This is a genomic window from Lysobacter avium (assembly GCF_015209745.1).
GTDB lineage: Bacteria > Pseudomonadota > Gammaproteobacteria > Xanthomonadales > Xanthomonadaceae > Novilysobacter > Novilysobacter avium.
The window spans coordinates 353047-379221 of the sequence record NZ_CP063657.1 but is presented as its reverse complement, the minus strand read 5'-3'; the positions used below and the strand labels follow the sequence as shown (position 1 = coordinate 379221).

Annotated in this window: 27 protein-coding genes and 1 tRNA gene; 9 read left to right on the top strand and 19 right to left on the bottom strand. The window is 67.7% G+C overall.

Going from position 1 to position 26175, the window contains the following annotated elements; translation table 11 throughout:
* Positions 1–101 precede the first annotated feature (101 nt).
* The 3 genes from pdhA (at position 102) to INQ42_RS01650 (ending at position 3666) form a co-directional block, all read left to right on the top strand.
* Positions 102–1175 (top strand): pyruvate dehydrogenase (acetyl-transferring) E1 component subunit alpha, encoded by a 1074-nt coding sequence (gene pdhA, locus INQ42_RS01660; protein ID WP_194034879.1) that lies wholly within the window; start codon positions 102–104, stop codon positions 1173–1175.
* Entirely contained in the window at positions 1172–2173 is a 1002-nt protein-coding gene (locus INQ42_RS01655) for an alpha-ketoacid dehydrogenase subunit beta (protein WP_194034878.1), read from the top strand. Before pdhA ends, INQ42_RS01655 begins: the two co-directional genes overlap by 4 nt.
* 83 nt (positions 2174–2256) lie before the next feature.
* Positions 2257–3666: a dihydrolipoamide acetyltransferase family protein gene (locus INQ42_RS01650; protein WP_194034877.1), complete on the top strand. Its 1410-nt coding sequence runs from the start codon at positions 2257–2259 to the stop codon at positions 3664–3666.
* 135 nt (positions 3667–3801) lie between these two features.
* Here the strand turns inward: INQ42_RS01650 and INQ42_RS01645 are convergent, their stop codons facing one another.
* The 8 genes from INQ42_RS01645 to INQ42_RS01610 all read right to left on the bottom strand — a co-directional run bounded on the left by INQ42_RS01645 (position 3802) and on the right by INQ42_RS01610 (position 9656).
* Entirely contained in the window at positions 3802–5139 is a 1338-nt protein-coding gene (locus tag INQ42_RS01645; protein ID WP_194034876.1) for a tryptophan--tRNA ligase, read from the bottom strand.
* A gap of 175 nt (positions 5140–5314) precedes the next feature.
* A complete protein-coding gene (locus tag INQ42_RS01640; RefSeq protein WP_193985648.1) occupies positions 5315–5515 on the bottom strand; it encodes a CsbD family protein in 201 nt (66 codons plus the stop codon).
* 212 nt (positions 5516–5727) lie between these two features.
* Positions 5728–5880, bottom strand: coding sequence for an entericidin A/B family lipoprotein (locus INQ42_RS01635; protein ID WP_043959166.1), 153 nt, complete (start codon positions 5878–5880; stop codon positions 5728–5730).
* Positions 5881–6039: 159 nt separating this feature from the next.
* Entirely contained in the window at positions 6040–6963 is a 924-nt protein-coding gene (gene rocF, locus INQ42_RS01630; RefSeq protein WP_194034875.1) for an arginase, read from the bottom strand.
* Positions 6964–6979: 16 nt separating this feature from the next.
* A tRNA-Thr gene (locus tag INQ42_RS01625) sits at positions 6980–7055 on the bottom strand.
* Positions 7056–7067: 12 nt separating this feature from the next.
* Positions 7068–7808 carry an SPOR domain-containing protein gene (locus INQ42_RS01620; RefSeq protein ID WP_194034874.1) on the bottom strand — a complete coding sequence of 247 codons (741 nt, stop codon included), beginning with the start codon at positions 7806–7808 and terminating at the stop codon, positions 7068–7070.
* A 37-nt stretch (positions 7809–7845) separates the two neighbouring features.
* Entirely contained in the window at positions 7846–8595 is a 750-nt protein-coding gene (locus INQ42_RS01615; protein WP_194035697.1) for a type III pantothenate kinase, read from the bottom strand.
* Positions 8596–8597: 2 nt separating this feature from the next.
* The gene (locus INQ42_RS01610; protein ID WP_194034873.1) at positions 8598–9656 is read right to left on the bottom strand and encodes a biotin--[acetyl-CoA-carboxylase] ligase; all 1059 of its coding nucleotides are present in this window, start codon (positions 9654–9656) and stop codon (positions 8598–8600) included.
* A 187-nt stretch (positions 9657–9843) separates the two neighbouring features.
* Between INQ42_RS01610 and INQ42_RS01605 the strand changes: the two genes are divergently transcribed.
* Complete coding sequence (locus tag INQ42_RS01605; protein WP_194036943.1) at positions 9844–10089, top strand: hypothetical protein; 246 nt, start codon at positions 9844–9846, stop codon at positions 10087–10089.
* Positions 10056–10913, top strand: coding sequence for a M90 family metallopeptidase (locus tag INQ42_RS01600; RefSeq protein ID WP_407070778.1), 858 nt, complete (start codon positions 10056–10058; stop codon positions 10911–10913). Before INQ42_RS01605 ends, INQ42_RS01600 begins: the two co-directional genes overlap by 34 nt.
* 6 nt (positions 10914–10919) lie before the next feature.
* Here INQ42_RS01600 and INQ42_RS01595 read toward each other — a convergent pair whose 3' ends face one another.
* The 7 genes from INQ42_RS01595 to INQ42_RS01565 all read right to left on the bottom strand — a co-directional run bounded on the left by INQ42_RS01595 (position 10920) and on the right by INQ42_RS01565 (position 18505).
* Positions 10920–12317 (bottom strand): ATP-binding protein, encoded by a 1398-nt coding sequence (locus INQ42_RS01595; RefSeq protein WP_194034871.1) that lies wholly within the window; start codon positions 12315–12317, stop codon positions 10920–10922.
* Between the two features lie 24 nt (positions 12318–12341).
* Positions 12342–13025 (bottom strand): response regulator transcription factor, encoded by a 684-nt coding sequence (locus tag INQ42_RS01590; RefSeq protein ID WP_043959170.1) that lies wholly within the window; start codon positions 13023–13025, stop codon positions 12342–12344.
* A gap of 66 nt (positions 13026–13091) precedes the next feature.
* Positions 13092–13493 carry a PepSY domain-containing protein gene (locus INQ42_RS01585; RefSeq protein ID WP_194034870.1) on the bottom strand — a complete coding sequence of 134 codons (402 nt, stop codon included), beginning with the start codon at positions 13491–13493 and terminating at the stop codon, positions 13092–13094.
* Between the two features lie 136 nt (positions 13494–13629).
* Positions 13630–14553 (bottom strand): arginine deiminase-related protein, encoded by a 924-nt coding sequence (locus INQ42_RS01580; RefSeq protein ID WP_194034869.1) that lies wholly within the window; start codon positions 14551–14553, stop codon positions 13630–13632.
* Positions 14550–15626 (bottom strand): tRNA dihydrouridine(20/20a) synthase DusA, encoded by a 1077-nt coding sequence (gene dusA / locus INQ42_RS01575; RefSeq protein WP_194034868.1) that lies wholly within the window; start codon positions 15624–15626, stop codon positions 14550–14552. Before dusA ends, INQ42_RS01580 begins: the two co-directional genes overlap by 4 nt.
* A gap of 172 nt (positions 15627–15798) precedes the next feature.
* Positions 15799–17901, bottom strand: coding sequence for a catalase (locus INQ42_RS01570; protein ID WP_407070792.1), 2103 nt, complete (start codon positions 17899–17901; stop codon positions 15799–15801).
* A 121-nt stretch (positions 17902–18022) separates the two neighbouring features.
* Positions 18023–18505 (bottom strand): DUF421 domain-containing protein, encoded by a 483-nt coding sequence (locus INQ42_RS01565; RefSeq protein WP_194034866.1) that lies wholly within the window; start codon positions 18503–18505, stop codon positions 18023–18025.
* A 164-nt stretch (positions 18506–18669) separates the two neighbouring features.
* Here INQ42_RS01565 and INQ42_RS01560 point away from each other — a divergent pair, with 164 nt between their 5' ends.
* Entirely contained in the window at positions 18670–19077 is a 408-nt protein-coding gene (locus INQ42_RS01560; protein WP_228064409.1) for an MgtC/SapB family protein, read from the top strand.
* A 78-nt stretch (positions 19078–19155) separates the two neighbouring features.
* Here the strand turns inward: INQ42_RS01560 and INQ42_RS01555 are convergent, their stop codons facing one another.
* Positions 19156–19863 (bottom strand): pseudouridine synthase, encoded by a 708-nt coding sequence (locus tag INQ42_RS01555; RefSeq protein ID WP_194034864.1) that lies wholly within the window; start codon positions 19861–19863, stop codon positions 19156–19158.
* Complete coding sequence (locus INQ42_RS01550; RefSeq protein WP_194034863.1) at positions 19860–20987, bottom strand: class I SAM-dependent methyltransferase; 1128 nt, start codon at positions 20985–20987, stop codon at positions 19860–19862. The genes INQ42_RS01555 and INQ42_RS01550 overlap by 4 nt, the downstream gene beginning before the upstream one ends.
* A gap of 137 nt (positions 20988–21124) precedes the next feature.
* On the opposite strand from INQ42_RS01550, the gene INQ42_RS01545 reads away from it, so the two are divergent.
* Positions 21125–21379 carry a hypothetical protein gene (locus tag INQ42_RS01545; RefSeq protein ID WP_194034862.1) on the top strand — a complete coding sequence of 85 codons (255 nt, stop codon included), beginning with the start codon at positions 21125–21127 and terminating at the stop codon, positions 21377–21379.
* 21 nt (positions 21380–21400) lie between these two features.
* On the opposite strand, the gene INQ42_RS01540 is transcribed toward INQ42_RS01545, so the two are convergent.
* Together INQ42_RS01540 and INQ42_RS01535 are read right to left on the bottom strand one after the other, a co-directional pair.
* The gene (locus tag INQ42_RS01540) at positions 21401–23971 is read right to left on the bottom strand and encodes an ABC transporter permease (RefSeq protein WP_228064408.1); all 2571 of its coding nucleotides are present in this window, start codon (positions 23969–23971) and stop codon (positions 21401–21403) included.
* Positions 23968–24738 carry an ABC transporter ATP-binding protein gene (locus INQ42_RS01535; RefSeq protein ID WP_194034861.1) on the bottom strand — a complete coding sequence of 257 codons (771 nt, stop codon included), beginning with the start codon at positions 24736–24738 and terminating at the stop codon, positions 23968–23970. Before INQ42_RS01535 ends, INQ42_RS01540 begins: the two co-directional genes overlap by 4 nt.
* Positions 24739–24893: 155 nt before the next feature.
* Here INQ42_RS01535 and INQ42_RS01530 point away from each other — a divergent pair, with 155 nt between their 5' ends.
* Positions 24894–25505 carry an arylesterase gene (locus tag INQ42_RS01530; RefSeq protein ID WP_194034860.1) on the top strand — a complete coding sequence of 204 codons (612 nt, stop codon included), beginning with the start codon at positions 24894–24896 and terminating at the stop codon, positions 25503–25505.
* A 129-nt stretch (positions 25506–25634) separates the two neighbouring features.
* Positions 25635–26174 (top strand): RNA polymerase sigma factor, encoded by a 540-nt coding sequence (locus INQ42_RS01525; protein ID WP_228064407.1) that lies wholly within the window; start codon positions 25635–25637, stop codon positions 26172–26174.
* The last annotated feature ends 1 nt before the right edge of the window (position 26175 follow it).

Here is a 26175-nt window from a genome sequence, read left to right as displayed (position 1 = left end):
ATCAAAACGACGTAGCGACGGGTTTTGCCGCAGCGCGCAACGGTCTTTCAACGTTGGGCCGGTATCATGGGCGACTTTCGTGGGCTCCTGGGAATCAAGCAATGAAGGTTGCTGCGACATTTGAAATCAAGTACATGCAATACCTTGGCGAAGACGGCAAGCCGGTCGGCGAGCTGCCCGAGGCTTTCCGCGATCCCAAGGCGCTGGTGCCGCTGTTCAAGCAGATGCTCTTCGTGCGCACCTTTGACAGCAAGGCTATCAAGCTGCAGCGCACCGGCAAGCTGGGGACCTACGCGGCCAGCCTGGGGCATGAGGCCACCCACGTCGGCATCGGCGCCTCGATGAGGCCCGAGGACGTGTTCGCGCCGAGCTACCGCGAGTACGGCGCCCAGTTCATGCGCGGGGTGAAGCCGCGCGAAGTACTGCTGTACTGGGGCGGCGACGAGCGTGGCAACGACTTCGCCGACGCGCCGCACGATTACCCCTGGTGCGTGCCGATCTCGACCCAGTGCCTGATGGCGGCCGGTGCGGCGCTGTCGTTCAAGCTGCGCAAGCAGCCGCGCGTTGCGGTCGCCTGCTGTGGCGATGGCGGCTCGTCGAAGACCGATTTCTACGCCGCATTGAACTCCGCCGGCGCGTTCACATCGCCGCTGGTGCTGTGCGTGATCAACAACGGCTGGGCGATCTCCGTGCCGCGCCACGCCCAGACCGGCGCCGAGACCCTTGCCCAGAAGGGCCTGGCCGGCGGCCTGCATTGCCTGCAGGTCGATGGCAACGACCTCATCGCGGTGCTGGAGGCGATGCGCCTGGCCACCGAGCGCGCGCGCAACGGCGAAGGCGGCACCGTGCTGGAGTTCATGACCTACCGCCTGCACGACCACACCACCGCCGACGACGCCCGCCGCTACCGTGACGAAGCCGAGGTCAAGGACGGCTGGACCCGCGAGCCGATGCTGCGCCTGCGCACCTACCTGACCGACCAGGGCCTGTGGTCGGAAGAGCAGGAAGCGGAGTGGATCGAGGAGTGCGGTCGCCTGGTCGACATCGAGATCAACGCCTATCTGGAAACCCCGGTGCAGCCGGTCGAGGCGATGTTCGACTACCTCTACGCCGATCCGCCACCGGACCTGCTGGAACAGCGCCAACAAGCCATCGACCGGGAGGGCCGGGCATGAGCACCACCACCAATGCACCTGCCGCGATCACCCTGATCGAGGCACTGACCCAGGCCATGGACTACGAGTTGCGCGCCGATGACAGCGTCGTGGTGCTGGGCGAGGACGTCGGCGTCAACGGCGGCGTGTTCCGCGCTACCGCCGGCCTGCACGCCAAGTTCGGCTCCGAGCGCATCATCGACACGCCGCTGGACGAGACCACCATCGCCGGCCTGACCGTCGGCATGGCCAGCCAGGGTATGCGCCCGATCGCCGAGGCCCAGTTCGACGGCTTCATGTACCCGATGGTCGACTTCATCGTCTGCCACGCCGCGCGCATGCGCTATCGCACCCGCGGCCGGCTGACCTGCCCGATGGTGCTGCGCGTGCCCTGGGGCGGCGGCATCCGTGCGCCGGAGCACCACAGCGAGGCCAACGAGGCGATCTTCACCAACGTGCCCGGCCTGCGCGTGGTCATGCCGTCATCGCCGCAGCGCGCCTACGGCATGCTGCTGGCGGCGATCCGCGAGCCCGACCCGGTGATCTTCTTCGAACCCAAGCGCATCTACCGCCAGTACAAGGAGGTCGTGCCCGACGACGGCGAGGCCCTGCCGCTGGACGTCTGCTACGTGCTGCGCGACGGCACCGACGTGACCCTGGTGACCTGGGGCGCGCAGGTGAAGGAAGCGCTGGAGGCCGCCGAGAAGCTGGACGCCGAAGGGATCAGCGCCGAGGTCATCGACGTCGCCACCCTGCGACCGCTGGACTTCGCGACAATCGCCGAGTCGGTGTCCAGGACCGGCCGCTGCGTGATCGTGCACGAGGCGCCCAAGACCGCCGGCTTCGGCGCGGAGATCGCCGCGCGTCTGGCCGAGGAGTCGATGTACGACCTGGTCGCCCCGGTCGAGCGCGTCACCGGCTACGACACCCACATCCCGCTGTTCCGCCTGGAGATGAAGTACTTGCCCAGCGTTGAGCGGGTGGTCGAGGCGGCCCGGCGCGCGATGGCGGCCAGCTGAGCCAACGCGCCAGAATTCCACCGATGCCATGCCGGGCGCCCGGGCGCCCACGCAGATAGGCCCAAGCACATAGAAGGACTGCCATGAGCAACAAGAACACGTTCTACCTGCCCGATCTGGGCGAGGGCCTGCCGGACGCGACCATCGTGGAATGGTCGGTAAAGGTGGGCGACACCATCCGCCTGGACGAGGCGCTGGTCTCGATGGAAACCGCCAAGGCCGTGGTCGAGGTGCCGTCCCCGGTCTCGGGCAAGGTGACCAGGCTGGCTGGTGAAGCCGGCGATGTCATCACCACCGGAGCGATGCTGGCCGAGTTCGAGGTGGATGCCTCGCTTCCGCAGCGCTCCGCCGGACAGGACACCGGCCACGGCCACGGCCCGCCTCCGCCGGGCAAGGGCGTGGGCAGCGAGGATCCGGCCAGCGATGACAAGGTGGTTGCCTCCGACGATGGCGGCGCGATCAGCGATAAGGGTGAGACACCGCCGGAAGGCGAGCCCCGCGCTGACAGCGGCACCGTCGTTGGCGCGATGCAGTCCTCCGATGCCATCCGCAGCGAGCAGGCCAGCACCGTGGGCGGCGTCAAGGCGATGCCGGCGGTGCGCGCACTGGCGCGCAAGCTGAAGGTCGACCTGGCACGGGTTACCGCGACCGGCACCGACGGCGTGGTCACCATGGCCGACGTCAAGCAGGCCGCGGCCGACGGCAGCGCGGCCGTGGGCGCGGCACCGGCCCGACAGGCACCCGCTGCTGCGCCGGCCCCGGCTGCACAGACTTCCGCAGCGCCCGCTGCCGCCCGCAGCACGCTGTCGCAGTCGGGCAAGCCGATGCGCACCCAGCCGCCGGGCGTCGCCGCCAGCGGCCAGCCCGAGCAGCTCAAGGGCGTGCGTCGCAACATGGCCCGGGTGATGGCCGCCGCGCACGCGCAGGTCGTGCCGACAACCCTGGTCGATGACGCCGACCTGCATGGGTGGATCGGCAAGCAGGACATCACCGCGCGCCTGATCCGCGCCATCTGCAATGCCTGCAAGGAAGTCCCGGCGCTCAACGCGTGGTTCGATGGCGACAAGCTGGTGCGCACGATGCATCCGCATGTCGACATCGGCATTGCGGTGGACACCGACGATGGTTTGTTCGTGCCCGCCCTGCGCAACGCGGACGTGCTCGACGGCAACGGCATCCGTTCGGCGATCAAGCGCCTGCGCGCGCAGGTCGAGGACCGTTCGATCCCGGCCAGCGAGCTGTCGGGCTACACCATCAGCCTGTCCAACTTCGGCATGTTCGCCGGCCGCTACGCCACGCCGGTGGTGGTACCGCCGACGGTGGCGATCGTGGGCGCGGGCAAGCTCTCCCACGACGTTGTGGCGGTGATCGGTGGCATCGAGGTGCACCGGCGGATGCCGATCTCGCTGACCTTCGACCATCGCGCCGCAACCGGTGGCGAGGCCGCGCGGTTCCTGAAGGCGCTGCTGGACGACCTGGCGCTGCCCAACTGACCGAAGACTCCGGCCTTTGGCAGCCGCTGTAACGCATGAAGCCGGGGCGACCCGGCTTCATGCTGTGTGCGGTGACGGTTGGAGTCCAACTTCCGCGGGCGGGCGCGGCCGACGCGGTCATCTGCGCATCAGAATCTAGCGCGCGTCCGCTGCCTTCTGCGCCGCCTTTCGGGCATCTTCCGCGGCCAGCGTGGCCAAAGCCCCGCGCACCTCGTCGGCAAGAACACCCTCGCCCAGCGTGAGCGCGGGATCGGCCGACACGTAACCTTCGCGGCGCAGGACCGCGATGTGCTGGCCGGCATCGCGCGGCGAATCAAAACCGCCGCTCTGCAGCAGAACGCGCTCGTCGACCATCAGCTTGAAGTAGAACCGCCCGTCGTCCTCGCGGTACTGCTTGAACACGGGCAGTGAAGGCTTCCCGGGGGCCACAGGGACGTCTACCGTGCCGGCGTGCGACAACGGACGCAGACCGACGGCCTCGCGCAGCGCCGCCAGGCGCGGGGCTGCCAGCTGGCGACGCAGCCTGGAGGCGCCATCGCGCAGGATTGTCTCGATTTCGCTCGGCCTCGCCATCAACGACTCGTACTTCTCGCGCAGCGGCGAGATTTCCGCGTCGATGCGCTCAAACAGCGCCTCTTTCGCCTCGCCCCACGCAATCCCGTCTGCAAACGCCTGCCGCATCGATGCGGTTTCGCCTGCATCCGCAAACGCCTGGTAGAGCTGGAAAACGTTGGAGGAGTCCGCATCCTTGGCCTCGCCCGGCGCCAGCGAGTCGGTCACGATCGAATAGATCAGCTTCTTCAGCTCCGGACGCGGGCAGAACAGGGGGATGGTGTTGTCGTAACTCTTGCTCATCTTGCGTCCATCGAGGCCGGGCAAGGTCGCCACCTGTTCCTCGATCACCGCTTCGGGCAACACGAAGTGGTCCTCGCCGGTGCCGGCGTACAGATGGTTGAAGCGCTGCGCAAAGTCGCGCGCCATCTCGATGTGCTGGATCTGGTCGCGCCCCACCGGCACTTTCTGCGCATTGAACAGGAGGATGTCGGCGGCCATCAGCACCGGGTACATGAAGAGACCGGCGGAGATCCCGGCGTCATCGTCCTCTCCTGCCTCGCGGTTCTTGTCCACCGAGGCCTTGTAGGCGTGCGCGCGGTTGAGCACGCCCTTGCCGGCGACGCAGGTCAGCAGCCAGTTCAACTCGGTGGTTTCGGGCACATCGGACTGGCGGTAGAACCAGACCGTGTCCGGCGCCAGGCCGCAGGCCAGCCACGTCGCAGCGATTTCCAGCGTCGAACGCTGCACCCGCGCCGGATCCTGCACCTTGATCAGGGCGTGGTAGTCGGCGAGGAAATAGAACGCTTCCACGTCCGTGCGAAGGCTGCTGGCGACAGCGGGCCGGATCGCGCCGACGTAGTTGCCAAGATGCGGAGTACCGGAGGTGGTGATGCCAGTGAGGACGCGGGTGGGCTGCATTTGGTGAACGGGATTGGCGGCGGGCCAGTGTACCCGGCAGATGCGGCGCAACAGGGCGCGCCGGGTTGCTCGGCGTCCAGGCAATAAAAAACGGGCCGGTTTCCCGGCCCGTTGGCTATGCGACTTGCGACGTCAACCGTCGGCTGTCAGCACGGCCGTGCAACCCACTGTGCAATCAATCAAGCGTGCGGCCGAAGTTCGACACTTCTTCCTCGGCGCGCTCGCGGGTCCAGCCGTACTGCTCCTGCAGCTTGCCCGCCAGATACTCCGAGTTGCCTTCGGCAACGTCGAACACGTCGTCGGTCAGGTCGCCCCACTTGGCCTTCGCCTTGCCTTTCACCTGGGTCCACTTGCCGGCAATGATGTCCTTGTTCATGGTGTCTAACCTCGTATATCTATGGGGGAAAATGCGGTTCGTTGACCACGCATCCACCTTCGCAGAATGCATGTTCAGGGCGAGTCATCGCCGCGTCACGAGACCCTTCATCATCCTGAACGTCGCTGTTTCCCAGACAACAAAAAGCCGGGTTGCCCCGGCTCCCTGTCACGCTCAAGCCGCATGCAGCGGCTCAATCGTTCAAATCGAAATCAGCAACGACCGTCCTTGCAGTCCTCGGCCTTCTTCTCAACCTTCTCGCCAGCCTTCTGCACGTCCTGGCCGGCACCGGCCATGGTGTTGCACGCGGTCAGCATTCCGAGCGAAAACATCGACACCATCATCAGGGCAATAACACGCTTCATCGCTTTCTCCTGTTAGCCGGGGCCGACCAGAATGGCCGGCTCACCTGGGTGGAATGGATCGGATCGCTTATGTCTGCGACCTTGGCGACATCATCGCGTGACCGGATGTGAAGTCGGCGTGCACCACCGTGCAACCAAGGTAAAAAACCGGGCCGGCGTTCAGGCCCGCATCAGCGTGGATTTACCGAACAGGCTTTCCACCAGATCGACCGCCACCAGTGCCGTCATGTTGTCGCGATCAAGGATGGGATTGAGCTCCATGATGTCCAGCGATGCCATCCGTCCGCTGTCGGCGATCATCTCCATAACCAGTTGCGCTTCACGGTAGTTGGGACCGCCAGGCACCGTCGTGCCGACGCCTGGAGCCACGCTGGGGTCGAGGAAGTCGACATCGAAGCTGACATGCAGGTGGGTGTCATCGTCCATTCCCGCCAGCGCCTCTTCCATGACCCGCTTCATGCCGACCTCGTCGATGTAGCGCATGTCGTAGACGTCCAGACCATGTTCCTTTATGAGCTTTTTCTCGCCATCATCGACCGAGCGGATGCCTACCTGGCGCACAGCCGAGGCATCCATCGCCGGCGCGTCGCCCCCCAGATGCGTGAGCGAGCGTGGGCCCAGACCGCACAGGCAGGCGACCGGCATGCCGTGGATATTGCCCGACGGGGTCACCTCGCTGGTGTTGAAGTCGGCGTGCGCATCCAGCCACAGCAGGCGCAGCTTCTTGCCGGTTTCGCGGCAATGGCGCGCCACCGCGGTGACCGAACCGATGCCCAGGCAGTGATCGCCACCGAGCAGGATCGGCATGCGGCCTGCGGAAAGTTCGGCATACACCGCTTCCATCGCCAGCCGGTTCCACTCGGTGACTTCGTCGATGTGGCGGTAGCCATCAACCGGTCCGGTCCAGGGATTGCGAGGTCCGTCCAGGTTGCCGCGATCGACGACATCGACGCCGCGCGCCTGCAGGGCTTCGCCAAGACCGGCGATACGAAGCGCCTCCGGGCCCAGGCGTCCGCCCTGGTGACCCGCGCCCACGTCCGTGGGTGCACCGATGATCGAGACGGGTGAGTAGCTGCGCTTCATGCTGACCTCCATGCCTTGGTGCCGGCTGTCAGAGTCGAACTGACGACCTACCGCTTACAAGGCGGTTGCTCTACCAACTGAGCTAAGCCGGCGAAACTCCCATTCTACCGCGCCGCGGGATTATCCCCCACTACCACCGCTTCGGGTCCGGCAGACGGAGCCAGACTTTCGCAATCGATCGGCTGCGTGCGCGCGGCGCCCAGTTGACTTCGAACCGCTTCAGCAATGAAAGCCGCATCGGCGCCCACATCCAGCCAGTACTCTTCCGGGCCGGCTCCCACCGGGTCGACGGCAGCGTCAAACCCCGCCTTGCGCAGCGTTTCCGCGCGTGCCCGCGCCGCCTGCTCGTTACGGAACAGGCCCAGCGCAATCGCGTTCGCGTCGACGCCGTCGCGGATGACGTAGTAGTCCTTGAAGCCGGCGGCAACAATGCGCTTGGCCACGATGTCGGTCTCGGCCGCGCTGGGCAAAGGCGGCAACAGGACCCGCCAGCTGCGCGGCGGGCGCCCCGGCTCCGCGCGGACCGCGGTCGTGAGCACAGCCACAGCGGCTTCACCGTCGACCAGACCTTCAAGCTGCACGCGCTTGCCCACGGCTGACGCTACCTCCGCGGTGTCGTAGGGGCCGAAAGCCGCGCACTGGACGATATCGAGCGGGATCGTTGGCTCCCTTACAGGTGCCGGCTTGCTCGGCTCGGCGAGCTCGGTCACCAGTTGCAGGCGCTCCACACCCGGCGGGATATCGACCGGCGCGGCAGTCGGTGCCGGGCCGGCCGCCAACACCCCCCACAGCGCGACGCCCAGGTTGAGTACCAGCAGCAGGATGACGAGGGCGCGTATCAACATGGCGGCGATTGTAGCCGTCGGTTCCGCGCAGGCGGGCTCAAGCCGGTTTCTCGATCGCGGCCCATTGCGCGAGGCCCTCCAGGACCAGACGCGGCGACCAGCGGGCCTGCGGCAGCAACGACCGCAGCTCCTCCCCGCCACCGCCATGCAGATACAGCGCTGGCGCAGTGCCCAGGCGCGACCCGGCATCCGCCAGGCTGCGCTGGATCAGGCCCAGCGCTGCTCCGACGCATCCGGAAGCCAGGGCATCGGGCGTGTCGACGGCGAACTCGACGTAGCTGCCACCGCAGGCCGGCAGTTGTGCCACCTGCCGGTTGAGCGCCTGGCGCATCACAGTGGGCGATGGCGCGATGCGCCCGCCAAGGTGTTGCCCCTGCGCGTCAATCAGGTCCAGGGTCAGGGCCGTGCCCACACCGCATACCAGCACCGGTTCATGCTCGACGCGCGCGGCATGAGCGCGAGCGGCAATCATTGCAAGAAAACGGTCGACTCCCAGCCGCGCCGGATCGGCGTAGGCGATCCGCAGATCGCCCCAACGACGCTGGGTGCGGGCCAGCGAAATGCGTTGGCAGCGCGCCGCCAGCACATCCAGCAGCCCGACCCGCAAAGCTTCATCGGTAACACTGGCGAGATAGGCGACCTCCATCTCCGGCGGCAGGCGGGCCGCCAATGCGGCCATATCGGCACCGCGATGCTCCAGGGCGATCGACTCGCCTGCTTCGCCGTTCGCCTGCAGCGGAGCGATTTTCAGGCGCGTGTTGCCAAGGTCGAGTACCCAGCGCTGCACGCTCATGAATCCGCCTTGACCCTGCGCACGCTCACCTCGCCGGCGTGGAAACAGCGCTCGGCGCCATCGCCCGTCCGTACGCGCAGGGAGCCGTCTCCCGCCAGTCCAAGGGCCACCCCGTCGATGCAGCTGGTTTCGCTGCTGATCCGCACCGGCTGGCCGGCGATCGCGTCCATTGCCGCGTAGCGAGTCAGGAATCCGCAAAGCCCGTCCCGGTTGAACTCATCCAGCGCCGGTACCCAGCGCGCGATGATCGCCGCCGCGATGGCACTGCGCGGCGGCGTGGCAACCGGCAGTTGCGCCAGATCGCACCAGGACTGGTCGATAAGGACACCGAAGCGCTCCGGCATGCGTACGTTCAAGCCAAGCCCGATCACCGCACGCGCGGGTCCGGCGTGGTCGCCGCCGCCGTCGACGAGCAGCCCGCCCAGCTTGCGCAGGTCGCCATCCGCCGCCGGGACGACCAGATCGTTCGGCCATTTCAGCCGCACCATGCCGTAACCGAGTGCGTGGAGCGCATCAACCGTAGCCACGCCGGCCACCAGGCTCAGTCCACCCAGCCGTGCCCAGCCACCACCGAACGTGCGCGCCAGCGACAGGTAAACATGGGCGCCCAGTGGCGAACTCCACTCCTTGCCGCGGCGGCCGCGACCAGCCGTCTGGCGTTCGGCGAGCAGCACGCTGGCCGCGCCATCCGCGGCGCCCGGACGTCGTTGCAGCTCGCTGTTGGTGGAGCCCAGTACCCAGGCGACTTCCAGCGAGGCGATTCGCGCCCGTACCGGCGCGGGCAGCGCCCCGACAATGGCGTGGTTGTCGAGGAGGTCGAAGGGTTGAGTCAGCCGATAGCCGCCGTCGATCTCTTCGTCGATCGGAACCCCTGCTCGCTGCAGGTCCTGGACGCGTTGCCAGAGGGCGGCGGCGTCCGACCCGTCATTCCCGGCCCGGGCGTCAGCCGGGATCGGTCCCTCAATGAGGCGGGCGAGCAGCGCGCGCTCGTCCGCCGGCTCGTTGGCTGGACTTTCCGCGCTCGACGCGCCGACAGTGGTGGGTGGAGCTGCCATGCGACCGATTATGCGCGAGTGGCGCGCCGGGCTGCTGACGCAGGCTTCTGGTCCAAGCCTGTAACGGAACAATACCCAGCTCCCATCCATATGACGTCGGGTCATATTCGTCAAGTCGTTTCGCGTTATAGTCAAGCACTGGCTGGGACCTGCCCGGCCGACCGAGGTGCCTATGCTCCGGATCTCCATGTTCCTGTTGATCGCCTTGATGAGCTCGGCGGCAGTGGCCGGCGAGGGCAGCATGAGTGCACCCGATGGCTCCGATTGTCCCCCGGGCAGCAGCGCTGAGCGCGAAGCCCCGGCGGCCGCCGCCGCCGACCGCACGGCGCCTTCGCGTGAGAGCAAGCTGACCCCTGACATCCACGGCGATCTGCCGACCAACCGGTCCCAGTCGACCCGTTGGCACAGTTTCCTGCCGGGCATGTTCCGCTAGGACGCATCCCTTTTGCCGGGCTGGGTTGCGCCGGACCCATCGCTTCAAAGTGCTTTGATCCAAATCCTGTGATCCGTCTGATGCGCCGCTGGTGGCGCCCTCCGGCGCCCATCGATGCGTCGGTCTGGGCCGAAGTGCGCGTTGCGCTCCCGTGGGTCGCCGCGCTGGACGGCGAACGGGACCAGCGTCTGCACGCACTCGCCTCCCTCTTCCTCAACGAGAAGACCATCACGCCGGTGGCCGGGCTTCAGCTCGGTCGGACGCAGCGCGCGATGCTCGCTGCTCTATGCTGCCTGCCGCTGCTGGAGTTCGGCGAGGAGGGATTGCACGGCTGGTCGCAGCTGATCGTCTACCCGGACGCGTTCCGGGTCGAGCGCAGCCACATGGACGCCGCCGGTGTGCTGCACGAAGGCAGCGACGAGTTGATCGGCGAGGCCTGGGAGGCGGGCCCGGTGATCCTGTCCTGGGCGGATGTCATGGCGGACTGCGCCAATCCGCGCGCCGGGTTCTGCGTGGCCGCCCACGAAATCGCCCACAAGCTGGACGCGCTTGACGGCGTGCTCGATGGCACTCCGCCGCTGCCGCGCGACTGGCAGCTGGAATGGGCGGGCGATTTCCAGCATGCCTACGAGGGGCTGGTGGCAAACGTGGAAGCGGGGCTGCCAAGCGCGATCGATCCCTACGCGGCCGAGGCGCCGGAGGAGTTCTTCGCGGTGGTCACCGAGTACCACTTCAGCGATCCGGCCACGCTGCACAAGGCCATGCCCGAGGTGGCGGCGCACCTGGTCCGCCTGTACGGCGCTGCACCCTTCGCCGCGGCTTGATGCGACTCAGATCCGCGGCGGCAGACGCACCTCGAACTTGGCGCCACCAAGCTCTTCCGAGGCCCCGACGTCGAGCGTGCCGCGATAGCTGCGGATGATGTCCTGCACGATCGCCAGGCCGATACCGTGACCCTGCACGCGCTCGTCGCCGCGCACGCCGCGCTGCAAGACCAGGGCGACCTTCTCCGGGGCGATGCCCGGTCCATCGTCATCCACGGTGATCAACAGGCCCGGCCTGCGGTTGGGGGCGACTTCGCCGGGCTTGACCGTCAACAATACGCGCGAGCGCGCCCACTTGAACGCGTTCTCCAGCAGGTTGCCCAGCAGCTCCTGGAGGTCACCGACTTCGCCGTGGAACTGCACGCCCGGTGCAAGATCGAACTCGCACAGCGCACCCTTCGCGGCGTAAACCTTCTCCAGGCTTTGCACCAGTGCTTCGGCATGCGGCTCCACATCCACCGGAGCGGAGAACAGCGCATGGCCGCCGGACGCCGCGCGTGCCAGCTGGTAAGACACCAGGTCGCTCATCCGCTGCAACTGGGTGGCGACGTCCTCGCGCAGTTCCGTCTCCGGCGCGTCGTCATCCAGGCGAGTGCGCAGCACGGCCAACGGCGTCTTCAGGCTGTGGGCCAGATCGGCCAAGGTATTGCGCTGCTGGTCCAGGTTCTCGCGCTCGCTTTCGATGAACGCGTTGATGCTCTCGGCCAGCGGCTCCAGCTCGCGCGGATGGCGCTCGCTCATGCGCGAGGTCACCCCGCGCTGGACCTGCTTGAGCTCCTCGATCACCCGCCGCAGGGGATGCAGGCTCCAGCGCAGGATCAGGCCCTGCAGCAGCAGCAGTACAAGCCCCGCGCCGCCCAGGTAGCGCCACAAAGCGCGGCGGAAGACCTCCACCTGGCGGCTCAGCGCGGCGGTGTCCTCCAGGATGTAGATCGTGTACGGAAATTCCGCGTCGGGATCGTCGCCGCTGGCGTAGATCAGGCCGCGGCCATAGCGGTACGCCTGGCCCGGCTCGCCGCTGATCTCGGTAATTTCCAGCGGGCCCTCGAAGATCTCCGAGCGGGCTTCCAGCAGGCGCCCTTCGGGGAGCAGCGGGCCGACCGAGGAGGACGAGTTCCACTCCAGGCCGTTGGGCAGCACGACCTCGGCGTACAGGCCGCTGCCGGGCCGGTCGAAACGCGGATCGGGCGGCATGTAGGGCGGGATGAAGGTGCCATCGCGGGCAAAATCGCTGTCCGCGTAGGCCAGCGCGTAGCTGCGCATGCGCTGGTAGAGGTTGCTCTCGGCGGTGTCCAGGAACGCCCGGTCCAGCGCTACGCCGGCAAGCGCCAGGAACGCGACGAGGCCAAGACTGGCTGCGAGCAGTTGGCGCGCCTGCAGGGAGCTGGGCTGCGCCCGGCTCATGCGTGCAGGGTACCCGGGGCGGAACTACTCGCCGCTGCGCGGCAGGGCAAAGCGGTAACCACGGCCACGCACCGTCTCGATCGGTTTCAGGGTGCCTTCGGGATCCAGCTTCTTGCGCAGGCGGCCGATGAAGACCTCCAGCACGTTGGAGTCACGGTCGAAGTCCTGCTGGTAGATGTGCTCGGTGAGGTCGGCCTTGGAGACCAGTTCACCGGCGTGCATCATCAGGTACTCCAGCACCTTGTACTCGTAGCTGGTGAGGTCGACGTTCGCGTCGTCCACGCTGACGGTCTGCGCCGCCAAGTCGAGGGTCACCGGACCGCATTCCAGGGTCGGCTTGCTCCAGCCGGCGGCGCGGCGGACCAGCGCGTTGATCCGGGCCAGCAATTCCTCGACGTGGAAGGGCTTGACCAGGTAGTCGTCCGCGCCGTGCTTGAGGCCTTCGACCTTGTCCTGCCAGCTGGAACGCGCGGTCAGGATCAGGATGGGAAATTTCTTGCCCTCGTCGCGCAGGGCCTGGATCAGTTCCATGCCCGACATCTTGGGCAGGCCCAGATCGATGATGCCGAGATCGAACGGGACTTCGCGGCCCATGTACAGGCCCTCTTCGCCGTCCTGGGCGGCATCCACTGCATACCCTTCGCGTTTCAGGCGGGCCGCGAGGGTCTCGCGCAACGGCGCTTCGTCTTCCACCAGCAGGATTCGCATGGATACTCCTTGAGACTTGTGTGTCGCTCCACCTGAACAGGCGGGTCATGCCACCAAGATGATGCCTCAGTTGTCGGCGCGGCGTGTAGAGACAGGACGCTGCGATGGCGACTGTGGCCCGCCGCGGCTGGGCGGCTCGTTGCCGCCGCGCGCCGGATCATCGACGTAGACCCGCACCCGCCCACTGGAATCAACGATCTTGACCCGGCTGACGTCCCGGCCATCGTAGGGCACGCGTTCGGCACTGAGGACCTGGCCGCCGGTGCGGCGCTCGACCCGGCGCACCGCATCGGAGAGTTCGCGGTGGCTGGCGCTGCTGTGACCGCTCCGCCCCTCGTCGCGGATGACGCGTTCCCGGTCCGGCTCGCGCGCCTTGTCACGGGTCTGCGCCACCGCGCTGCCGGCGACCGCGGTGGTGGCCGCAAGAAGCGTCAGGCATATGGCAGCAAGAACGGTAGAGCTGGGCATGTTGAACGGACGGAGCGCGTCGGCAGCTTCGGATTTCAGCGATTCATTCTCGGGACGAGGCAGTGAATCCGGTCTGAACTTTTTTTTTACATCCACGGGCCATTCAGACTGGACCCGCCGGGCGCGCGACGTCAACTCAGAACACTTCTCCGATGCAGCAGCGCAGCGAGCCGCCGCCGGCCTCGATCGCGTCCAGCTCGACGGTGTCCACGGTGAAGCCGGCGGCCGCGAACGCCTCGCGGGTCGACGGCTGCAGGGAGCGGCCGGCGTGCGCACTCATCCAGACGCGATCATCGGACAGGGCGATGCAGTTGCCGGCGAAAGCAGCGTGCTCGCCCGGCGCGAGCTGGATCGCGCGCGGGCCATACAGCGAGTCGAGCGCCCGGATCACCGAAGCATCGGCAAACCCGCGCGGGCAGATCACCGCCGCGCGCCCGGCCAGTACCGCCAGCACCACATTGGTGTGGTACTCGCCGGGGGCGAGGTCGAACATCAGGGTGGCGCGCAAGCCGAAAGCTTCGTGCATCAGGCGCGCGCCCTGCTCGTCGCAGCGCTCCGACAAGCCGGCGAATCCCAGTCCGCGAGCGCGATCGATCACCAGGGCACCGGTCAACTCGCAGGGGTGTGGCTGCTCCGAGAGGTCGACGGGTGCGTAGCCGAGCACATCGCCGAAGAACCCGCGGATGTCCGCGCGCCCGGCTTCACGCTGGCGCACCGGGTGGCGCATGCGGCCGATGACGTAGCGCGCCTGCCCGTCCACCCGCGCGGTGCCGAAGACATTGTTCGGGAACAGCGCGTCCGGCGTTTCGGGATCGCCGGCGAAACACACGGTCGGCAGTACCTGCGAGATCGCACGCTGCAGGTCGCGGTGCTGGGCCGATGCGCGGGCGGCATCGAAGCCGTCGGCCGGCGCCATGTAGCGGTTGTCGGCGGCGGACTGCTCGGCCAGCTGGAAACCGTCGGGGGCCACCATGAAGGCGGCGCGGGCGGTCGCTGGGCCGAAGTCGGGCGCCGCCGTGGTGGCGATTTGGAGGAAGCTGGCTGTGTCTCGCGTGATCATGGGCGGCCCGTGGCGGAAGAAGGAATGGAGGCCGCGGCATCGTATGCAAAGGACCCGGTGATGGCCACCGCGCGTTCGATCAGCGACCAGTCGGCGCCAGGTTTGTGTGCGCCCTCGCTGAGTACCTGGCGGAATGCGCGGCCGCCGTGCTGGCCGGCGAACAACCCCAGCACATGACGGACGATGTGCTTTAGGTACACCCCGCGCTCCAGTTGCGCCTCCACATACGGTCGGTAGGCGCGCAACAACTCGGCGCGCGAGCGAAGCTCGCCGCCAAACCACGCCACATCCAGCCGGTGCAGCAGGTAGGGGTCGTGGTAGGCGGCGCGACCGAGCATCGCGCCGTCAACATGATCCAGGTGCATGGTGGCCTCATCGGCGTCGTTGATGCCGCCGTTGACGATCACCTGCAGGTCCGGGCGTTCTGCCTTGAGCCGGTACGCCCAGTCGTAGCGCAGCGGCGGCACATCGCGGTTCTCCTTGGGCGACAGGCCTTTCAGCCACGCGTTGCGCGCGTGCACGACAAACATAGTGCAGCCCGCATCGGCGACCTCGTCGATGAAGGCGCGGAAGCGGCCGTAGTCATGGTCATCGTCGACCCCGAGGCGGCATTTGACCGTTACCGGGACGTCGCAGCTGCCGATCATCGCCTTGACCGATGCGGCGACCAGCGCCGGCTCGCGCATCAGGCAGGCGCCGAACCGGCCGGCCTGGACCCGATCGGAGGGGCAACCGCAGTTGAGGTTGATCTCGTCAAATCCGGTATGCGCGCCGATGCGCGCCGCCTGCGCGAGCAACTCCGGCTCGCTGCCACCCAGTTGCAGCGCGACGGGGTGCTCGACCGGGTCCATCGCCAGCAACCGCCCCTGGTCGCCATGGATCACCGCATTGGCGTGGACCATCTCCGAATACAGGCGCGCGTTGGGCGCAAGCAGGCGATGGAAGACACGGCAGTGGGAATCGGTCCAGTCCATCATCGGGGCGACGGACAGGCGGATCGAGGCCTGGTAGCGGGACTGGTTGGACGCAACCGATGTACGACCGGCGACGTCGCGATGGTGGGCGGGGCTCATAACCGGTCATTTTCGACGATTTCTGCCTGCCCCACACGATCCGGGCTGAACGGCGCACGCGTCAGGCATCCGCGTGCACTCCCGACGCGACGTGCTTACGCGGGAACCAATTGGGTCCGTACCGGGCGTGCGGGTACCTGCAGTCGCCGCGTTGCTGCCGCAGCAGACGACGCTACGCCAGCATCCGGACTTTCTTCTCGCGCTCCCATTGGCGGGTTTTGGCAGCCTTGATGAAGGCATCGACATCGCTGGCCGCGACGATGCCGGCGTCCTTCTCGATCCCGGCGCGGTCCAGCAGCTTCTGCGCGCCGGCATCGGCGGCAATCGCCTTGAGGTGACCGAAGGCGTCGCGCACGAAGTCGATCGCGGCGCTCTCTCCCAGCAACGCGATGGCACCGTCGTCCGACAGGATCACGGCCACCGCGTCGAACACCATCGACGGCGTGCCCGCCAGCTGGCCATCGGCGGCGAGCTTGCTGCCGTCGTCCAGGGTCGCTCCACCGACCTTGGGCGCGACGATCTTGACCATTGCCCCGGCGCTTTCGGCCGCCTGGCGTATGGACTGGACGGTCGCTGCTGCGCTGCCATCGTTGATCAGGATCCCCACGCTGCGACCGTCCAGGGTGTCCTTCATCTTGCCGATGATCTGCAGGGCCGGCGATTCGGGCATGTCGCGTGCCGGGACCGCGGTTGGCGGCGCATCGGGCAGCGTCTCCATTCCCAACCCGTCGGCGACGCGCTGGGCCAGGTCCTCGTCGATGTGGCGCAGGTGCCCGACCACGCGTTCACGGATGTGCAGGGTCTCGACCTTGGAGTTCTCGAACACGAACGCCGAGGCGATATGGGCCTGCTCGTATTTCGTCTGGCTGCGGTAGAACTGGCGCGCCTGGCTGTAGTGGTCGGCGAAGCTTTCTGCGCGGATCCGGCTTTTCGGCGCATCGTCCACATCGCCAGTGCCGACGCGTTCGGCGAAGCTGCGGAATCCGTCGGGCGTGGCGCGGGCCGATGTCGGATCCAGCGAGCTGGGCTCGTAATTCACCCGGCCCTTGGGGATCTGCATCTGCATGTGGCCATCGCGCTGCTGGTTGGCAAACGGGCACTTGGGCGCGTTGATCGGCAACTGGTGGAAGTTGACCGACCCCAGCCGCGACAGCTGGGTGTCGGGGTAGGAGAACAGACGGCCCTGCAGCAGCGGGTCGTTGCTGAAGTCCATCCCCGGAACGAGGTGCGAGGGGCAGAACGCGACCTGCTCGGTTTCGGCGAAGAAGTTGTCCGGCCAACGGTCCAGCGTCATCGTGCCGATGACCGTCAGCGGCACGAGTTCCTCGGGGATCAGCTTGGTGGAGTCGAGGTGGTCGAACGGGAAGCCGTCCGCTTCCTCCTGGGTAAACAGCTGGACCGCCAACTCCCACTGCGGGTGCTTGCCGGCCTGGATGGCTTCAAACAGGTCCCGGCGAAGGAAGTCGTTGTCGGCGGCCTGCAGCTTGGCCGACTCGTCCCACACCGTGGATTGCAGGCCCAGCAGGGGCCGCCAGTGGTACTTGACGAAGGTGCTCTTGCCCGCCGCGTTGATCAGGCGGAAGGAGTGGATGCCGAATCCTTCCACCATCCGGAACGAGCGCGGGATGGCGCGGTCGCTCATCGCCCAGATCACGGTGTGGAAGGTCTCCGGGGTCAGGGAGACGAAATCCCAGAACGTGTCATGGGCGCTGGCGGCCTGCGGGTAGCCGCGGTCGGGCTCCATCTTCACCGCGTGGACAAGGTCGGGAAACTTCATCGCGTCCTGGATGAAGAACACGGGGATGTTGTTGCCGACCAGGTCCCAGTTGCCTTCCTTGGTGTAGAACTTCACCGCGAAGCCGCGCACGTCGCGCGGGGTGTCGACCGAGCCACTGCCGCCGGCGACGGTGGAAAACCGGGTGAACAGCGGCGTTTCCTCACCGACTTCGGTCAGGATCTTCGCCGTGGTGTAGTCCGCCAGCGATCGGGTCAGCTTGAAATGGCCGTGCGCGGCGGACCCGCGGGCATGGACGATGCGCTCGGGAATGCGTTCGTGGTCGAAGTGCTGGATCTTCTCGCGCAGGATGAAGTCTTCCAGCAGCACCGGGCCCCGCGGACTGGCCTTCAGCGAATTCTGGTTGTCGCTGATGTCGAGACCCTGGTTGGTGGTCATCGTGGCGTGCTGGCCCGCGACCATCTGCTGGGGCTCGTCGCCGTTGCCGCGCTGGTGGTCGGCGGCGTCTTCCGTTGCATGTGCGTCAGGATTCGGCGGCATGCGGGAAGCGTCGTCGGGGGTGGGTGTGCGGGCCATGGCCGGGTCCTGCGTGATGGAGGAGTGGCCCCCGATCATTCGCCCCGTTCCGTGATGCTGCCGTCAGAAAGTGCGGCCGAAACGATCAGGCAGCCGGGGTGTCCCGGCCGATCACGCTCAGCGTTCCATCCGGCTCCAGAACCACGCACCGGACCTCGTGCAGACGTTGGAAGCCGTGATTGCGAAGCGCCTGCATCACCTCGTCGGCGGCAATCCGCTCGTCCCGCAGCGCCGAGGTGAGCAGCTCGCCATCATGGGCAAGCAGGCGCGGCTCGCTGGCGATAATTTTCCGTACCCGGCTTGAGCGGGCCGCGAGCCAGCTGAACGCAAACTGCCACGACATGAGCACGACCAATGCGGTGACACCCTCCAGCAGCGACACCGACTTGCTCAGCAGGATCGTGGCGAGGATCGACCCCAAGGCAATGGTCACGACAAAGTCGAAGGCGTTGATCTTGCTGAGGGTGCGCTTGCCGTATCCGCGCAGCAGAACCACCAGCGCCAGATAGGCGCAGCTGCCGACAACAACCACGCGGAGCAGATCAGACCAGTCAGCCGATAGATTCATCACGATTCCTGCCGGGGCAGGGACGACAACGTTAGGGCGCTGGCCGGATCGACCGCGTGAGAATCGCCATCACTACGTCGTGATCACTGCTGCCAAACCAAGATGCAACCTCTGCTGACGGACTTCAACGCATGCAACTTGGGTGGCATGAATTCCAGCCCTACGTGGCACTGGTGGCCTCGCTGGTACTGGCCTTTCCGGTCGCATGGAACCGGGAACGGCACAGCGACCTGGTCGGGGTGCGGACCTTCCCGCTGGTCGCGGTGGGCGCATGCGCCTACATGTTGCTCGGGCTCTACTTCATCGACGGGGCGGGCCCGGAGGCAAAGGCGCGGCTGCTGCAAGGGCTGATGACGGGGATTGGCTTTGTCGGCGGCGGAGCGATCCTCAAACACGACGACACGGTGTCGGGGACGGCATCGGCGGCCAGCATCTGGATCGTCGGCGCGATCGGCGCGGCTGCGGCCATGAGCGCGTGGGGGTTCGCCGTCGCGCTGGCGGTGATCAACTGGCTGGTTTTCCGGGTCTTCATGCGGCTCAAGGTCCGCTCCGATCGCAGCCTGGACAAATAAGCGTCAGCTGCGGATGGCGCGCGCACGGCGCCAGCACTCCAGCGGTCCTGGCATGGACGTTCGACACGGAGCGCGAACTCAGTCCACGGCACCGAACAGGCGGTCGAGATCAACGCCATCCAGCAGCCGCCACTCGCCTTCGGGGAGTCCGTCCAGAGCGAGACCGCCAACCTGGCTGCGATGCAGGGCGTCGACGTGGTTGCCGACCGCGGCGAACATCCGCCGGACCTGGTGGTAGCGGCCCTCGGTCAGGGTCAGCCGTGCCTGGCGCGGGCCATCGACGACCATGGGCGCGGGAGCGAGCGGGGTTTTTTCCGACTCCAGCATCAAGGTGCCACTGGCGAACACCGCCGCCTCGTCGCCGCGCAGGTCCTGGGCCAGGGTGGCCTCGTAAACCTTCGCGAGCCCTGTTTTGGGCGAGGTGATCCGGTGCAGCAACTGGCCGTCATCGGTCATCAGCAGCAACCCGCTGGTCTCGCGATCCAGCCGCCCGACCGGTGACAGCAGCGGCGAGCGCAGGCGGAAACGGGGCGGCAGCAGGTCGTAGATCACCCGGCCGGGATCCCTGGTCGAACACGTGTAACCCGTGGGTTTGTGCAGCATCAGCACCAGGCCGGCCGGCGGATCGAGCGGCTCGTCGTCGATGCGGATCGCGGCGTGGGGAACTTTGTCGTCCGCGTACAGCACCTCGCCGTCGGCGTCGGTGATGCGACCCTCGCGGAACATCAGCGCGACCTGTTTGCGGCTGCCATACCCCAGGTTGGCGATCAGCTTGACCAGCTTCACAGCGAGCGGTCCCCGGGCCTCGTGCGCACGAACGGCCGTTCCGGCGGCGCGGGACGGGCGGGCATGGCCTTGACCGCCTCGATGATCTTGAATCCGTCGTGCTGGGCTACGGTTCGCACGCTGCCGAAACTGTCGGTCAGCACGGCCTCGTAGGGCAGGTGGCGGTTGGCGACCATCCACAGCCGGCCGCCAGGCTTGAGCGCTTCGGCGGCCACGGCGATGAACCGGCGACCGATGTCCGGTCGGTAGCTGCTGCCCTGGGTGTGGAACGGCGGATTGCTGATGATCACGTCGTACTGCTTAGGCAGGCCAGCGGTGACGTCGTGCCAGTGGTAGTCGAGCCTGACGGTGGTGTCGACCGCGCCCAGATTGGTTCGCGCCAGCTCAAGAGCACGCGCCTCGGCTTCGTAGAGATCCAGCGCGGTGATCGACGGGCAGCGCGCCAGCAACTCGGCCGACAGGTAGCCAAAACCCGCGCCAAGATCGGCGGCCGCGCCGGCGAGGTCAGCCGGCAGCTGCGCCGCCAACAGGGCCGAGGCCGGGTCGATGCGGTCCCAGGCGAACACGCCCGGACGGCTGATGAACCGCCCGCCGGCGACAGGCCGCGACGCATCCAGCTGCAGCCACTGCGCCTGCAACGCGGTGTCCAGCGACGCCGCACTGTCATCGACGTGCAGCGGCGCGGTCCAGAACACGCGGCACTTGTTCTTGGTCAGGTCGCCGACCGCACCGGCAAGCTTGCGCAGGTCGTCCTGGGCGGAACGGGCGCCCTCTTTGTTGCTCACACAGGCGACCACCCGGCCACCCGGGGCCACCCGCTCCACGGCGCGGGCATACAGCGCGCGCAATTCCTCGCGCTGGCGCGGCGGCAGCACCAGCACCAGCGGATAGCGGGCCGTGTTGTCAGGCGCGACCAGGGTCAGGCCCGCCCGCACCAGGGCATCGGCGTCGGGCTTGAAGCTCTGTTCGCACACCAGGCCGGGCAGCGGGCGCTGGTGCAGGGGCCAACCGTCACGCGCGCGCAGGAACAGCGCCCCGCCCTCCTCCGGCCAGGCCAGCAGGCCGCGTTCAAAGGGCAGCATCAGGGTTTCCAGCGCGAGGTCGTCAGTGGCCACGGTGTGCATCGGTAGGAAGATCCGCGCAGTTTACCGTGGCGGTTGCTGCGCGCCTGCTCGTTCATGCCCCGACAACGCGGGTTTCATCGCGAGCCAACGTCGAGCGCGACAGTCTGGCCCCACCCCCGCAGCGGAGACGAACCACCATGCGAGCACTCTTCATCGGCGGCACCATCGACAACAGCGAAGTCGACCTCGACGGGCAGCCGCCCGCCCAGTACCCGGAAAACGCCGGGGGCGATACCCAGCGCTACCGGCTTTTCGAGACGGGCCGCCGTGACGGCGAGTTGGCCTACGCCGTGTATGCGGCGATGGAGATGGCCGACGCGGAGGTGGAGCGCGTGACCGCCGAGCGCGAATACGCCAGGCGGTTTTCCGCCGACGAGACCATCAGGCAATGACGGGCGCCATGACGGGCTGACTCAGCCCTGCAGCTCGCGCAGCGTCTGCGAGGGCGGTGCGTCCAGCACCTTGCGGGTGGCGAACATGCCCGCGACCAGCGCGGCGAGCGTGCCCAGCACCGCGCCGGCAAGCGCCATCGACCAGTTGGGCTGCCAGGGAAGATCGAACACGCGCACCGCCACCACGCCCGCCAGCACGGACGCGGCGACTGCGGCGACCACCCCGGACAACAGGCCGACGACGGCGAATTCCGACGCCTGCGCGAGCCGCAATTGACGCCGGCTGCCGCCCAGAACGCGCATCACCCCGCCTTCCAGCAGGCGCTCGTCCTGGCTCGCGCTGACCGCCGCCAGCAACACCAGCACCCCGGTGGCCAGCGAAAACCAGAACACCACCTCGACCACCACCGACACCTGGTCGGCGGTCGCCCGGACCTGCGAGAGCACCGCGTCGATGTCGATCACGGTCAGGTTGGGGAATTGGCCGACGAGTTGCGCGGTGAAGCGGGTCTGCTCCGGCGGAACGCTGACCGCGGTGATGTGGCTGGCCGGGAAGCCGTCCAGCGAACCCGGGGAGGCGACGACGAAGAAGTTCGGCCGGAAGCTGGTCCAGTCGACCTCGCGCAGGCTGGTGATCGTGGCTGTGAACGGCTGACCGGCGATATCGAACGACGCGGTATCGCCCAGCTTCCACTGCAGCGATTTTGCATACCCGGCCTCGACCGAGATCTCCGGCGTTGCCGGCACGCCGTCCCAGAAGCGGCCGGCAACGACGCGGTTGTCGTCGTCCAGCGTCGCGGCCATGGACAGGTTGAACTCACGCTCGGTGCGGCGCCGGTCGGGACCGTCGCTCGGTTCGGCCGTCGCGTCATCAGTGTCAGCGTCGGTCGCCCGGACCACCGGCGCGCCGTTGTGGGCCACCAGGCGGGCGCGGATCATGGGATACAGCGTGGGAGCGGCCATGCCCTGGCCGGCGATGAACTTCGCCACCGGATCGATCTGGTCATCCTGGACGTTGATGATGAACCGGTTGGGCGCGTCGGCGGCAAGCTGGAGCTGCCAGCGGTCCAGCAGGTCGGTGCGCACGAAGGTCAACAGCAGCAGCGCCATCAGGCCCAGGCCGAGCGATGCGATCTGGGCGATGCTGGTTGCCGGTCGGCGGCTGACGTTGGCCAGCCCGTAGCGCAGGCTGCCGCGCAGGCGCGGTCGCAGACGGCGCAGCAACACGATCATCCCCCAGCCCAGCGCGCCGAGCACCGCCGCGGTGGCGACCAGTCCGCCGAGCATGGCGATCCCCAGCGCGGCCGAGCCGGCCTTCCACCACAGCAGCGCGGCCAGGCCGGCCAGGCCGGCGGCGGCCACCAGCCATGCACTGGGCTCGGTCGGGTCGAGATCGCGGCGCAGCACCCGCAGTGCGGGTACACGGCGCAGCGCCAGCACCGGCGGCGCACCAAACGCCATCAGCACGACCAGTCCAACCGCAAAACCGTGCAGTGCCGGCGCCCAGCCCGCGGGCGGAATGGTCATGCCCAGCACCGGCGCCAGCCACAGGCCGATGCCCCATTGCAGCGCGAACGCCAAGGCGACCCCGACCGTGCTGGCCATCAGTCCCAGCATCAGCAACTCGCCGATATGGATGCCCGCCAAGGTGGCCTGGCTGGCGCCCAGGCACCGCATCACCGCCGTCCCCGACAGATGACGCTGGCTGTGCTGCCGCGCCGCCATCGCGACGGCCACCGCCGCCATCACCACCGAGACCAGCGCGGCAAGGCCGAGGAAGCGTCCGGCGCGGTCCAGTGCCGCGCGGATCTCCGGACGCGCATCGCCCGCGGTTTCCAGCCGCTGGCCCCGGGCAAGCACTGGCTTGACCGTGTTGACGAACCGGTCCACCGCACCGGCCTGCCCGGCCACGACCAGCCGGTAACCGATCCGGCTGCCTTCCTGCACCAGGCCGGTGTCCGGCAGGTCCGCGAGGCTGATGAACACCTTCGGCGCGATGTTGAAGTAGTCCAGCGCGGCATCCGGCTCGGCAGCGACCAACGCGGCGAGGGTGAAGCGCGACTCGCCGACCACGATCGTGTCGCCGACGTCCGCATCCAGCGTGCTGGCACCCGCGCGGCTCAGCCATGCGGTGCCAGGCGCGGGGATGGCGGCAGCATCACGCTCCACGCCGTCCGCACCGACGATGCGGAACACGCCGCGCAGCGGGAATCCGTTGCCCAGCGCGCGCAGGTCGCCCAGCTGCAGGCGGGCATCCACGCCGCCGCCGACGCTGATCATGGTGTTGAGTTCGACCGTCGTGGTCTGTTTCAGGTCGAGCGCGGCTGCCGTGTCGGCAATGCCCGAAGCGATCGGCGAATCGCCGCGCACCACCGCATCGCCGCCGAGCAGGCGATTGGCTTCGATGGCCAGCGCACGCTCCGCCCGATCGGTGACGAAACCGACCGCTGTCACGGCCAGCACAGCCAGCACCAGCGCGGCCAGCAGGATGCGGATGTCTCCAGCCTTGAGGTCGCGTCGCAGCTGGCGCCATGCCAGCGCGGTGACCTTCAGAGCGCCGCTGCGCGGCCGCGCAGCCCGGGCGGCGCTCATGCCGCCTGCGGCCCGGTAGCGACCAGTCGTCCACCGTCCAGGCGCAGGCGCCGTCCGCAGCGGTCGGCCAGGTGGTCGTCATGGGTCACCAGCACCAGCGTCGTGCCGGCCTGCGCGTTGAGCTCGAACAGCAACTCGATGATGGCCTGGCCGGTGCGACTGTCGAGGTTGCCGGTCGGCTCGTCGGCGAACAGCAGCGACGGCCGGGTCACGAAGGCGCGCGCCAGCGCGACGCGTTGCTGCTCGCCGCCCGACAGCTGCCGCGGGTAGTGGCCAAGGCGCTCGCCGAGGCCGACCTGCCCCAGGATCGCGCGCGCCGGACCCTCCGCGTCGCGGTCGCCGCGCAGTTCCAGCGGCAACATCACGTTCTCCAGCGCGGTCAGCGAGGGCAGCAACTGGAAGTTCTGGAACACGAAGCCGACCTTCTCCCCGCGCACCCTCGCCCGGCCGTCCTCGTCCAGCGTGGACAGCGACTCGCCGTCGAGCTCGACATCGCCGCTGCTGGGCGTGTCCAGGCCGGCCATCAGCGACAGCAGGGTGCTCTTGCCCGAGCCGGAGGCGCCGACGATGGCAATGGTGTCGCCGGCATCGATCGTGAACGTGATGCCATCCAGGATGGTCAGCTCGCCGGTCGGCAGGGGCACGCGCTTGCCCAGCCCGCGCACGCTCAGCGCCGCTGCACGCGCTCCGGCATCACTGCCATCAACAGCCGCAGCGGGAGCAATTGGCGTCGCGGCTTCATCGGCGGGCAGGGGGTGATCGGCCATGATGGCTCCTGGGTCACGGCCGCGCGGTGCGGTTGGGCGACGGTTGTTCGGATGGGAGAGCGATGGTGACAGTACGCAGAACCGCGGCATCCGGTTCCATGACGCCACGATATGAGGCTGGTGGGCGGCGCATTCAATCCGGCGCTGCCTGGGCGATGCTGCTGCTGGTAATTGCCGTAGTACTGGCCACGTTCGCGCCCGCAAGCGCTGCGCCTGCAACGAAGACGGTTCTGGTGATGGGCGACTCGCTGTCCGCCGGCTATGGGATGGCCGCCGAGCAGGGCTGGGTCGCGCTGACCGCGGAGCGGATCGCCAGGCAGAAGCCGCAGTGGCGGGTGGTGAACGCCAGCATCAGCGGAGAAACCACCGCCGGCGGTCGCTCACGGATCCTCGACGCCGTGGTCCGTGAACGCCCCGAAGTTGTGGTGATCGCCCTGGGTGCCAACGACGGCCTGCGTGGGCTACCCACGGCGCGCAGCGCGGACAATCTCGCCTTCATGATCGGCGCGGCGCACGGCGCGGGTGCCAAGGTGCTGCTGATCGGCATGCAGATGCCGCCCAACCTCGGCGCGAGCTATACCCGCGCGTTCGAGCAGAACTACCGCACGCTGGCGAATCGATTCAACGTCGCCCTGGTGCCGTTCCTGTTGCAGCCGTTCGCCGCCGATCGCGATGCTTACCAGGACGACAACCTGCACCCCACCGCCGCCGCGCAGCCACAGTTGCGCGACCATGTCTGGACAGCACTCGCGCCGCTGCTGGACTAGTCGGGGTTCTCCCCCCCGTCTGGACGGCGGCGACCGTGGTGCCTGAGCTGAAACGGCGGCGGTAAACAACGACTCGTACTGCCGGTGTGATATTCCGCCTCACCGGGCGAATCACTTTCCATGGACACGATGAGCGCACCCTACGCGATGACGTCAGGCACCGGTGAGCCGCACGCCCGGCAGGCCGCGTTCACCGCGAAGCTGGAACAGCACCGCGGCATCGTGCTCAAGATCGCCTACAGCTATTGCCGGGACACCGACGACCAGCGCGACCTGGTGCAGGACATCAGCCTGCAACTGTGGCGCGCATTCCCGGAATTTGATCCCGAGCGGAGCCGGTTCTCGACGTGGATGTACCGGATCGCGCTGAACGTCGCGATCTCGCAGTTGCGCAGCAGCAGCCGGCGTCGACGTCACCACCTGGATGTGGATGATCACGCCATCGCGGCGGTTCCCGATCAGGCTGCGGCCTCTCCCGAAGACACCCTGGCCTTGCACACCCTGCAAGCGCTGATCCGCCGACTCGACCCGCTCAACCGCGCGCTGATGCTGTTGTATCTGGACGATCGCAGCCATCGCGACATTGCCGAGATCCTCGGCATCACCCCGGGCAACGTGGCGACCAAGATCGGCCGCCTGAAACAGCGGATCCGCGAGCAGATCGCGTAAA

Coding starts and splice junctions, on each gene's coding strand:
- INQ42_RS01565 (WP_194034866.1), bottom strand. CDS start 18,505: ATGAATCTATCGGCTGACTGGTCTGATCTGCTCCGCGTGGTTGTTGTC.
- INQ42_RS01570 (WP_407070792.1), bottom strand. CDS start 17,901: ATGCCGCCGAATCCTGACGCACATGCAACGGAAGACGCCGCCGACCAC.
- pdhA (WP_194034879.1), top strand. CDS start 102: ATGAAGGTTGCTGCGACATTTGAAATCAAGTACATGCAATACCTTGGC.
- INQ42_RS01635 (WP_043959166.1), bottom strand. CDS start 5,880: ATGAAGCGTGTTATTGCCCTGATGATGGTGTCGATGTTTTCGCTCGGA.
- INQ42_RS01535 (WP_194034861.1), bottom strand. CDS start 24,738: ATGGCCGATCACCCCCTGCCCGCCGATGAAGCCGCGACGCCAATTGCT.
- INQ42_RS01550 (WP_194034863.1), bottom strand. CDS start 20,987: ATGCACACCGTGGCCACTGACGACCTCGCGCTGGAAACCCTGATGCTG.
- INQ42_RS01595 (WP_194034871.1), bottom strand. CDS start 12,317: ATGAGCCGGGCGCAGCCCAGCTCCCTGCAGGCGCGCCAACTGCTCGCA.
- INQ42_RS01530 (WP_194034860.1), top strand. CDS start 24,894: ATGCTGCTGCTGGTAATTGCCGTAGTACTGGCCACGTTCGCGCCCGCA.
- INQ42_RS01645 (WP_194034876.1), bottom strand. CDS start 5,139: ATGCAGCCCACCCGCGTCCTCACTGGCATCACCACCTCCGGTACTCCG.
- INQ42_RS01620 (WP_194034874.1), bottom strand. CDS start 7,808: ATGTTGATACGCGCCCTCGTCATCCTGCTGCTGGTACTCAACCTGGGC.
- INQ42_RS01525 (WP_228064407.1), top strand. CDS start 25,635: ATGAGCGCACCCTACGCGATGACGTCAGGCACCGGTGAGCCGCACGCC.
- INQ42_RS01545 (WP_194034862.1), top strand. CDS start 21,125: ATGCGAGCACTCTTCATCGGCGGCACCATCGACAACAGCGAAGTCGAC.
- INQ42_RS01655 (WP_194034878.1), top strand. CDS start 1,172: ATGAGCACCACCACCAATGCACCTGCCGCGATCACCCTGATCGAGGCA.
- INQ42_RS01580 (WP_194034869.1), bottom strand. CDS start 14,553: ATGATCACGCGAGACACAGCCAGCTTCCTCCAAATCGCCACCACGGCG.
- INQ42_RS01540 (WP_228064408.1), bottom strand. CDS start 23,971: ATGAGCGCCGCCCGGGCTGCGCGGCCGCGCAGCGGCGCTCTGAAGGTC.
- INQ42_RS01590 (WP_043959170.1), bottom strand. CDS start 13,025: ATGCGAATCCTGCTGGTGGAAGACGAAGCGCCGTTGCGCGAGACCCTC.
- INQ42_RS01650 (WP_194034877.1), top strand. CDS start 2,257: ATGAGCAACAAGAACACGTTCTACCTGCCCGATCTGGGCGAGGGCCTG.
- INQ42_RS01585 (WP_194034870.1), bottom strand. CDS start 13,493: ATGCCCAGCTCTACCGTTCTTGCTGCCATATGCCTGACGCTTCTTGCG.
- INQ42_RS01640 (WP_193985648.1), bottom strand. CDS start 5,515: ATGAACAAGGACATCATTGCCGGCAAGTGGACCCAGGTGAAAGGCAAG.
- INQ42_RS01610 (WP_194034873.1), bottom strand. CDS start 9,656: ATGGCAGCTCCACCCACCACTGTCGGCGCGTCGAGCGCGGAAAGTCCA.
- rocF (WP_194034875.1), bottom strand. CDS start 6,963: ATGAAGCGCAGCTACTCACCCGTCTCGATCATCGGTGCACCCACGGAC.
- INQ42_RS01605 (WP_194036943.1), top strand. CDS start 9,844: ATGTTCCTGTTGATCGCCTTGATGAGCTCGGCGGCAGTGGCCGGCGAG.
- dusA (WP_194034868.1), bottom strand. CDS start 15,626: ATGAGCCCCGCCCACCATCGCGACGTCGCCGGTCGTACATCGGTTGCG.